A 9,380-nucleotide genomic window follows, 5' to 3' on the forward strand; every position below is an offset into this window, starting at 1 on the left:
GGCAGTCGACGTGTGCGTAGTGGCGGTTCGCCGTCTCGTACTCGACGTGTGCCGTGTTGATCGTGATGCCGCGTGCCTTCTCTTCCGGCGCCGCGTCGATCTGGTCGTACGCCTTCGCTTCGCCGCCGAACTTCGCCGACAGCACCGTCGTGATCGCCGCCGTCAGCGTCGTCTTGCCATGGTCCACGTGACCGATCGTCCCAACGTTCACGTGCGGCTTGGTCCGCTCGAATTTGCCTTTTGCCATTTCAGATTCTCCGTATCAAAGAGCACTTCCAGTGCTGGGTTTAAGGTCTCCGCCGCCCGCTGGGTTCGCGCGCCACTGGCATCGCGCGAAGCAGACGACGAAGACCGGCTTCGTCTAACTAGCTGAATTACTTGCCGCGGGCGGTGATGATCGCGTCGGCCACGTTCTTCGGAGCTTCGGCGTAGTGCTTGAACTCCATCGTGTACGTGGCACGGCCTTGCGACATCGAGCGCAGCGTGGTCGAGTAGCCGAACATTTCCGACAGCGGAACCTCGGCCTTGATGACCTTGCCGCCRCCGGGCATGTCGTCCATGCCCTGCACCATGCCACGGCGGGATGACAGGTCACCCATCACGTTGCCGGCGTAGTCTTCCGGGGTCTCGACTTCCACGGCCATCATCGGCTCGAGGATGACCGGGCTGGCCTTGCGGCAGCCGTCCTTGAAGCCCAGCGACGCGGCCATCTTGAACGCGTTTTCGTTCGAGTCGACTTCGTGGTACGAACCGAAGATCAGCGTGACCTTCACGTCGACCACCGGGAAGCCGGCCAGCACGCCGTTCGGCAGCGAGTCTTCGACGCCCTTCTTCACCGCGGGGATGAATTCGCGCGGCACGACACCGCCCTTGATGGCGTCGACGAACTCGAAGCCCTTGCCCGGCTCCTGCGGCTCGATGTTCAGCACGACGTGGCCGTACTGGCCCTTGCCGCCCGACTGGCGCACGAACTTGCCTTCGACATCGGTCGCCGACTTGCGGATCGTTTCGCGGTAGGCCACCTGCGGCTTGCCGACGTTGGCTTCCACGCCGAACTCGCGCTTCATGCGGTCGACGATGATTTCCAGGTGCAGTTCGCCCATGCCGGAAATGATGGTCTGGCCCGACTCTTCGTCGGTGCGCAGGCGGAACGACGGATCTTCCGCCGCCAGGCGACCCAGCGCGATGCCCATCTTTTCCTGGTCGGCCTTGGTCTTCGGCTCGACGGCCTGCGAGATCACCGGCTCCGGGAAGATCATCTTCTCGAGCGTGATGACGTGGTCGGGATCGCACAGCGTTTCGCCGGTCGTCACGTCCTTCAGGCCCACGCAGGCGGCGATGTCGCCGGCCAGGATTTCCTTGATTTCTTCACGCTGGTTGGCGTGCATCTGCAGGATCCGGCCGATGCGTTCCTTCTTGCCGCGAATCGGGTTGTAGACCGAGTCGCCCGACTTCAGCACGCCCGAGTAGACGCGCACGAAGGTCAGTTGGCCGACGTACGGGTCGGTCATCAGCTTGAAGGCCAGCGCGGCGAACTTCTCGTTGTCGTCGGCCTTGCGGGTGACGACCTTCTCGTCCTCGTCGGTGCCCGGCACCGGCGGGATGTCGATCGGCGACGGCATGAAGTCGATCACGGCGTCGAGCATGCGCTGCACGCCCTTGTTCTTGAACGCGGTACCGCACAGCATCGGCTGGATCTCGCTCGCGATCGTGCGCGTGCGGATGCCCAGCTTGATCTCGGCTTCGCTCAGGTCGCCCGACTCGAGGTACTTGTTCATCAGGTCTTCGCTGGATTCAGCGGCGGCCTCGATCATGTTCTCGCGCCATTTCTTGGCGTCGGCCTGCAGTTCGGCCGGGATGTCCTTGTAGTCGAACTTCATGCCCTGGGAGGCTTCGTCCCAGATGATCGCCTTCATCTTGATGAGGTCGACCACGCCGCTGAAGTTGTCTTCGGCACCGATCGGGATCACGATGGGCACCGGGTTCGCCTTCAGGCGGGCCTTCATCTGGTCATAGACCTTGTAGAAGTTCGCGCCGGTGCGGTCCATCTTGTTGACGAACGCGAGGCGCGGCACCTTGTACTTGTTGGCCTGGCGCCAGACGGTTTCCGACTGGGGCTGCACGCCACCCACGGCGCAGTACACCATGCAGGCACCGTCGAGCACGCGCATCGAGCGCTCGACCTCGATCGTGAAGTCCACGTGCCCCGGGGTGTCGATGATGTTGATGCGGTGCTCGGGGTGGTTGAGCTCCATGCCCTTCCAGAAGCAGGTCGTCGCGGCCGACGTGATCGTGATGCCGCGCTCCTGCTCCTGCTCCATCCAGTCCATCGTGGCAGCGCCATCGTGCACTTCACCGATCTTGTGGTTCACACCCGTGTAGAACAGGATGCGCTCGGTGGTCGTGGTCTTGCCGGCGTCGATGTGGGCCGAGATGCCGATGTTGCGGTAGCGCTCGATGGGGGTCTTGCGGGTGGCCATGATGGCACTCCAAAAGCAGGGGCCGCTCGCGGGTTCGCGTAAACCCGAAGAGCGGCCGTTGGACTGGGGACTTCGTTCTTAGAAGCGGAAGTGCGAGAACGCCTTGTTGGCGTCTGCCATGCGGTGCACTTCGTCGCGCTTCTTCATCGCGCCGCCGCGGCCTTCGACGGCCTCCAGCAGTTCGTTGGCGAGGCGCTGGGCCATCGACTTCTCGCCGCGCTTGCGGGCCGATTCCTTCAGCCAGCGCATGGCCAGGGCCACGCGGCGGACGGGGCGAACTTCCACGGGAACTTGGTAGTTCGCACCGCCGACACGGCGTGACTTCACTTCGACCATCGGCTTGATGTTGTTCAGCGCGACGGTGAAGATCTCCAGCGGATCCTTGCCCGACTTCTTCTCGACCTGCTCCAGGGCACCGTAGATGATGCGTTCGGCGATAGCCTTCTTGCCGGACTCCATGATCACGTTCATGAACTTGGAAAGGTCGACCGATCCGAACTTCGGATCAGGGAGGATCTCACGCTTGGGTACTTCGCGACGACGAGGCATTGCTCTTCCTTTTATCTTCAGTTGGCGCGGGCATCGCTGCCTGCACCGCGGTCACCACGAAGGCGCTTCTTGCGCCCGGGCTTCCACTTACTCGGCCCGGCGGGATCCACACCCACCGCAACCGCAACACGCCATGCCGGAGCTTGCACTCCCGCGATGACGACTTCACGAACCAGCTTACTTGCCGGCCTTCGGGCGCTTCGCGCCGTACTTGGAACGCGACTGCTTGCGGTCTTTCACGCCTTGCAGGTCGAGCGAGCCGCGCACGATGTGGTAGCGAACACCCGGCAGATCCTTCACGCGGCCGCCGCGCACGAGCACGACGCTGTGCTCCTGCAGGTTGTGGCCTTCGCCGCCGATGTAGGAAATGATCTCGAACCCGTTGGTCAGGCGAATCTTGGCCACTTTACGCAGCGCCGAGTTCGGCTTCTTCGGGGTGGTGGTGTACACGCGAGTGCACACACCGCGGCGCTGGGGTCCACCCTGCAGCGCCGGGGATTTGGACTTCGTCTTCTCGACCTCGCGGCCCAGACGGACGAGTTGGTTGATGGTTGGCATGTTGGTAACTTGTTCCCGTTTGAAGTCACTGCCCGGATCTCTGTTGTAGAGGCCTGGGCACTCTCGGAAGAAGCGTCGCGCCCTCCCTTGGGCGTGTGGCCGAACGATGGAACCGCGAGGCTGCGGGATCGTTGACCGCCCGATCGACCGGCTTGTGGATTCCATGAACCCAGGCACCGGACCGACAAAAGAGCGAAGCAGAATCTGCCGAAAAGCCCGCGATTATATTCGTAGCCCCGTACACCCGCAAGCCAGGGATATGACCGCACCTGTATTCCGCTTCGACCCACCCCGCGCGGTGCTGGACACCAACGTCGTGCTCGACTGGCTGGTGTTCGGCAATCCGGGGGTCGCTCCGATCGCCCGCGCGGTCGAGCTTGGCCGGCTGCAATGGGTCGCCACGGCCGCGATGCGCGACGAGCTGGCCGAGGTGCTGCGCCGGGGTTTGCCGCGCAATCCGTCGATGGATGTCGATCGCATCTGGGCGACATGGAGTGCATGCGCTCACATCGAAGACACTCCGCCGCCCGCTGGCCTGGCCGCGCCGCTGCGCTGCACCGACCCCGACGACCAGAAGTTCATCGATTTCGCCCTTCACCGCGCCGACTGGCTGTTCACCCGCGACCGCGCCGTGCTGCGGCTGGCGCGCCGGGCCCTGCCGCGCGGCCTGGCGATCCTGGTGCCCGAAGCCTGGGCCGCGCCGCCGGGATGAAAAAAAAGGGCGGCCGAAGCCGCCCTTTCAGCGCGAGGCGCGAACACTCACTCGGCAGCGTCGCCACCGGCTTCCGCCGGGGTTTCCTGCACCGAGGCGAATTCCTCCGCCTCCTGCATCGCGATGGCACGGCGCTCGGCGTCGTCCATCTCTTCCTTGACGCGGCGTGCGTCGTGGAAGGCCATGCCGGTACCGGCCGGGATCAGGCGGCCGACGATGACGTTCTCCTTCAGGCCACGCAGCTCGTCGCGCTTGCCCATGATGGCAGCCTCGGTGAGCACGCGGGTCGTTTCCTGGAAGGATGCCGCCGAGATGAAGCTGTCGGTCGACAGCGACGCCTTGGTGATGCCCAGCAGCACGTCGGCGTGCGTCGCCGTCATCTTGCCTTCGGCCACCATCCGGTCGTTGGTGTCCAGCAGCTCCGAACGCTCGACCTGCTCACCGACGATGTAGGCCGTCTCGCCCGGGTTGACGATCTGCACGCGGCGCAGCATCTGGCGAACGATCACCTCGATGTGCTTGTCGTTGATCTTCACGCCCTGCAGACGGTAGACGTCCTGCACCTCGTCGACGATGTAGCGCGCCAGTTCCTCGATGCCCAGCAGGCGCAGGATGTCCTGCGGATCGGCCGGACCGTCGACGATCGACTCGCCCTTGTTGACCACCTGGCCTTCGTGGACCACGATGTTCTTTTCCTTCGGGACGAGCTCTTCGTAGACCTTGCCTTCCGGATCGGTGATCTGCAGGCGAACCTTGCCCTTGGTCTCCTTGCCGAACGACACCGTGCCGGTCATCTCGGCCAGCGTGCCCTTGTCCTTCGGGCTGCGCGCCTCGAAGAGTTCGGCCACGCGCGGCAGACCGCCGGTGATGTCTCGCGTCTTCTGGCCTTCGACCGGAATGCGCGCCAGCACTTCGCCCGGGGCCAGGTCCTGGCCGTCGCGGATCTGGACCAGCGAGCCGACCGGGAAGCCGATCGTCACCGAGTGGTCGGTGCCGGGGATCTTCACCTCGTTGCCGCCGGCATCCAGCAGCTTGACCTGCGGACGCACGACCTTGGCCGCGCCGCGGCGCTTCGGGTCGATCACGACCAGCGTCGACAGGCCGGTCACTTCGTCGAGCTGCTTGGCGACCGTGACACCTTCCTCGACGTTCTCGAACTTCGCCTTGCCGGCGAATTCCGTGATGATCGGGCGGGTCAGCGGATCCCAGTTCGCCAGCACCGTGCCAGCCTTCAACTGCTGGTCGGGCTTGATGTTCAGGATCGCGCCGTACGGCACCTTGTGGCGCTCGCGCTCGCGACCGTGCTGGTCGGCGATGATGATTTCACCCGAGCGCGAGATCACGACCAGGTCGCCCTTGCCGTTGGTCACGTAGCGCATCGTCGCGTTGAAGCCGATGTGGCCATCGGACTTCGCATCGACGCTCGACGCCACCGCCGCACGCGAAGCCGCGCCGCCGATGTGGAACGTGCGCATCGTCAGCTGCGTGCCCGGTTCGCCGATCGACTGCGCCGCGATCACGCCGACCGCTTCGCCGCGGTTCACCAGGCCACCACGGCCCAGGTCGCGGCCGTAGCACTTGCCGCACAGGCCGAAGCGCGTGCCGCAGGTCAGCGCGGTGCGCACCTTCACTTCGTCGACGCCGGCAGCTTCGAGGCTGTCGAGCACGTCTTCGTCGAGCATGGTGCCGCCGGTCAGCAGCTGTTCACCCGTTTCCGGGTGCTGCACCTCGATCGCGGTGACGCGGCCGAGGATGCGGTCGCGCAGCGATTCGATCACTTCGCCGCCTTCGACCAGCGCGCGCATGTTGATGCCGTTCTGCGTGCCGCAATCGTCTGCGGTGACCACCAGATCCTGGGTCACGTCGACCAGGCGACGCGTCAGGTAACCGGAGTTCGCCGTCTTCAGCGCCGTGTCCGCCAGGCCCTTGCGGGCGCCGTGGGTGGAGATGAAGTACTGCAACACGTTCAGGCCTTCACGGAAGTTCGCCGTGATGGGCGTCTCGATGATCGAGCCGTCCGGCTTGGCCATCAGGCCGCGCATGCCGGCCAGCTGGCGGATCTGCGCAGCGGAGCCGCGCGCACCCGAGTCGGCCATCATGTAGATGGAGTTGAACGACTCCTGGTCGACTTCCTTGCCGTGGCGGTCGAGCACGCGCTGCTTGGCCAGCTGGCTCATCATGACCTTGCCGACTTCGTCGCCGGTCTTGCCCCAGATGTCCACGACCTTGTTGTAGCGCTCGCCGGCCGTGACGAGACCCGAGACGTACTGCTGCTCGATCTCCTTCACTTCCTTCTCGGCGCGTTCGATCAGGCCCGGCTTTTCCTTCGGCACGAGCATGTCGTCGATCGCGATCGAGATGCCGGCGCGCGTGGCCAGGCGGAAGCCCGCCTGCAGCAGCTTGTCGGCGAACACGACCGTTTCCTTCAGACCGCACTTGCGGAACGAGGTGTTGATCAGGCGCGAGATTTCCTTCTTCTTCAGCGCCTTGTTGATGTTCGAGAACGGCAGGCCCTTCGGCAGGATCTCGGACAGCAGCGCACGGCCGACGGTGGTGTCGACGAGCTTGGTCTCCGGCACGAACTCGCCGGTCACCTTGTTCTTCGTCCACTCGGTCAGGCGCACGGCGATGCGGGCGGTGACTTCGACCGCGGCGTTGTCCAGCGCGCGCTGCACTTCGACGACGTCGGAGAAGATGATGCCTTCGCCCTTGCCGTTGATGCGCTCGCGGGTCGCGTAGTACAGGCCCAGCACCACGTCCTGCGACGGCACGATCGACGGTTCGCCGTTGGCCGGGAACAGCACGTTGTTGGAGGCCAGCATCAGCGTGCGGGCTTCCATCTGCGCTTCGATCGACAGCGGCACGTGGACGGCCATCTGGTCACCGTCGAAGTCGGCGTTGAACGCAGCGCACACCAGCGGGTGCAGCTGGATCGCCTTGCCTTCGATCAGCACCGGCTCGAACGCCTGGATGCCCAGGCGGTGCAGCGTCGGTGCGCGGTTCAGCATGACCGGGTGTTCCTTGATGACCTCTTCAAGGATGTCCCACACCACCGGCGTGCCCGATTCCACTTCCTTCTTCGCCGCCTTGATGGTGGTGGCGATGCCCATGGCCTCGAGGCGCGAGAAGATGAACGGCTTGAACAGTTCGAGCGCCATCAGCTTGGGCAGGCCGCACTGGTGCAGCTTCAGCGTCGGGCCGACCACGATGACCGAACGGCCCGAGTAGTCGACGCGCTTGCCCAGCAGGTTCTGGCGGAAGCGGCCGCTCTTGCCCTTGATCATGTCGGCCAGCGACTTCAGCGCGCGCTTGTTGGCGCCGGTCATCGCCTTGCCGCGACGGCCGTTGTCCAGCAGCGAGTCGACCGCTTCCTGCAGCATGCGCTTCTCGTTGCGCACGATGATCTCCGGCGCCTTCAGTTCGAGCAGGCGGGCCAGGCGGTTGTTGCGGTTGATGACGCGGCGGTAGAGGTCGTTCAGGTCCGACGTGGCGAAGCGGCCGCCGTCCAGCGGCACCAGCGGACGCAGGTCCGGCGGCAGCACCGGCAGCACGTTCATCACCATCCACTGCGGCTTGATGCCCGACTTCTTGAAGGCTTCCATCACCTTCAGGCGCTTGGAATTCTTCTTGACCTTCAGCTCGGAGCCGGTCATGTCGCCGCGCAGGCGCTCGATCTCGACGTCGAGGTCCATCTCGGCCAGCAGCTTCTGCACGCCTTCGGCGCCCATCAGCGCGACGAACTCGTCGCCGAACTCGGTGCGCTTCGCGTCGTAGTCGTCTTCCGACATGATGCTGAACTTCTTCAGCGGGGTCATGCCGGGGTCGACCACCACGTACGCTTCGAAGTACAGCACGCGCTCGATGTCGCGCAGCGTCATGTCGAGCACCAGGCCCAGGCGCGACGGCAGCGACTTCAGGAACCAGATGTGCGCGCACGGCGCGGCCAGGTCGATGTGGCCCATGCGGTCACGGCGAACCTTGGTCTGCGTCACTTCGACGCCGCACTTCTCGCAGATCACGCCACGGTGCTTCAGGCGCTTGTACTTGCCGCACAGGCACTCGTAGTCCTTGATCGGGCCGAAGATCTTGGCGCAGAACAGGCCATCGCGCTCCGGCTTGAAGGTGCGGTAGTTGATGGTCTCCGGCTTCTTCACTTCGCCGAACGACCACGACCGAATTTTCTCGGGGGAAGCCAGCCCGATCTTGATGGCATCGAAATGCTCATCAGGGGTGAACTGGCGGAACAGATCAAGCAAACCCTTCATGTTCTGTTTCCTTTTCTTTAGTTGCGCTCGAGCTCGATGTCGATACCGAGCGAACGAATTTCCTTGACCAGCACGTTGAACGATTCCGGCATGCCGGCCTCGATGGCGTGCTCACCCTTGACGATGGACTCGTACACCTTGGTGCGGCCGTTCACGTCGTCGGACTTGACGGTCAGCATCTCCTGCAGCACGTAGGACGCGCCGTAGGCTTCCAGGGCCCACACTTCCATTTCGCCGAAGCGCTGGCCACCGAACTGGGCCTTGCCGCCCAGCGGTTGCTGCGTGACCAGCGAGTACGGGCCGGTGGAACGGGCGTGCATCTTGTCGTCGACCAGGTGGTGCAGCTTCAGCACGTGCATGTAGCCGATCGTGACCGGACGCTCGAAGGCGTCGCCGGTGCGGCCGTCGTACAGCGTGGCCTGGGTGCGCGTGGCCGTCAGGCCCTTGACCTTGGCGATCTCGTCCGGGTAGGCCAGCTTCAGCATGCCGCGGATTTCCTCTTCGGCCGCACCGTCGAACACCGGCGTCGCGAACGGCACGCCCTTGCTCAGGTTGCCGGCCATCTCGAGGATCTCGTCGTCGCTCAGGTGGTCCAGGCGCTCGGTCTTGCCGCCCGACTTGTTGTAGAGCTCGTCGAGGAACTTGCGCAGCTCGGCCACCTTGGATTGCGCCTGCAGCATGTCGCCGATGCGCTGGCCGATGCCCTTGCCGGCCCAGCCCAGGTGAACCTCGAGCACCTGCCCGACGTTCATCCGCGACGGCACGCCCAGCGGGTTCAGCACGATGTCGCACGGCGTGCCGTCGGCCATGTGCGGC

The 9,380-nt window shown here is 64.6% G+C and carries 7 protein-coding genes; 1 reads left to right on the forward strand and 6 read right to left on the reverse strand.

All coding sequences use genetic code 11. The features are described from left to right. From AC1DXV_RS26845 to rpsL, 4 genes are all read right to left on the reverse strand, one after another. Nucleotides 1-247, reverse strand: a 247-nt coding sequence (locus tag AC1DXV_RS26845) for a GTP-binding protein (RefSeq protein ID WP_457332813.1), incomplete at its 3' end; no start/stop codon positions are given. 127 nt (nt 248-374) lie between these two features. Next, complete coding sequence (gene fusA, locus AC1DXV_RS26850; protein ID WP_477936438.1) at nt 375-2,480, reverse strand: elongation factor G; 2,106 nt, start codon at nt 2,478-2,480, stop codon at nt 375-377. Between the two features lie 78 nt (nt 2,481-2,558). Next, nucleotides 2,559-3,029, reverse strand: coding sequence for a 30S ribosomal protein S7 (rpsG, locus tag AC1DXV_RS26855; protein WP_047510968.1), 471 nt, complete (start codon nt 3,027-3,029; stop codon nt 2,559-2,561). 177 nt (nt 3,030-3,206) lie between these two features. Further along, nucleotides 3,207-3,587, reverse strand: a complete 381-nt coding sequence (rpsL, locus tag AC1DXV_RS26860; protein WP_047510966.1) for a 30S ribosomal protein S12 — start codon at nt 3,585-3,587, stop codon at nt 3,207-3,209. Between the two features lie 298 nt (nt 3,588-3,885). On the opposite strand from rpsL, the gene AC1DXV_RS26865 reads away from it, so the two are divergent. Further along, nucleotides 3,886-4,299, forward strand: coding sequence for a PIN domain-containing protein (locus AC1DXV_RS26865; RefSeq protein ID WP_477864858.1), 414 nt, complete (start codon nt 3,886-3,888; stop codon nt 4,297-4,299). Nucleotides 4,300-4,346: 47 nt separating this feature from the next. Here the strand turns inward: AC1DXV_RS26865 and rpoC are convergent, their stop codons facing one another. Together rpoC and AC1DXV_RS26875 are read right to left on the reverse strand one after the other, a co-directional pair. After that, nucleotides 4,347-8,564 carry a DNA-directed RNA polymerase subunit beta' gene (gene rpoC, locus AC1DXV_RS26870; RefSeq protein ID WP_477936440.1) on the reverse strand — a complete coding sequence of 1,406 codons (4,218 nt, stop codon included), beginning with the start codon at nt 8,562-8,564 and terminating at the stop codon, nt 4,347-4,349. Between the two features lie 17 nt (nt 8,565-8,581). Beyond that, a partial coding sequence (locus tag AC1DXV_RS26875; protein ID WP_477936442.1) for a DNA-directed RNA polymerase subunit beta occupies nt 8,582-9,380 on the reverse strand: 799 nt, incomplete at its 5' end.

The organism is Rhizobacter sp. P3_C12, assembly GCF_056402735.1.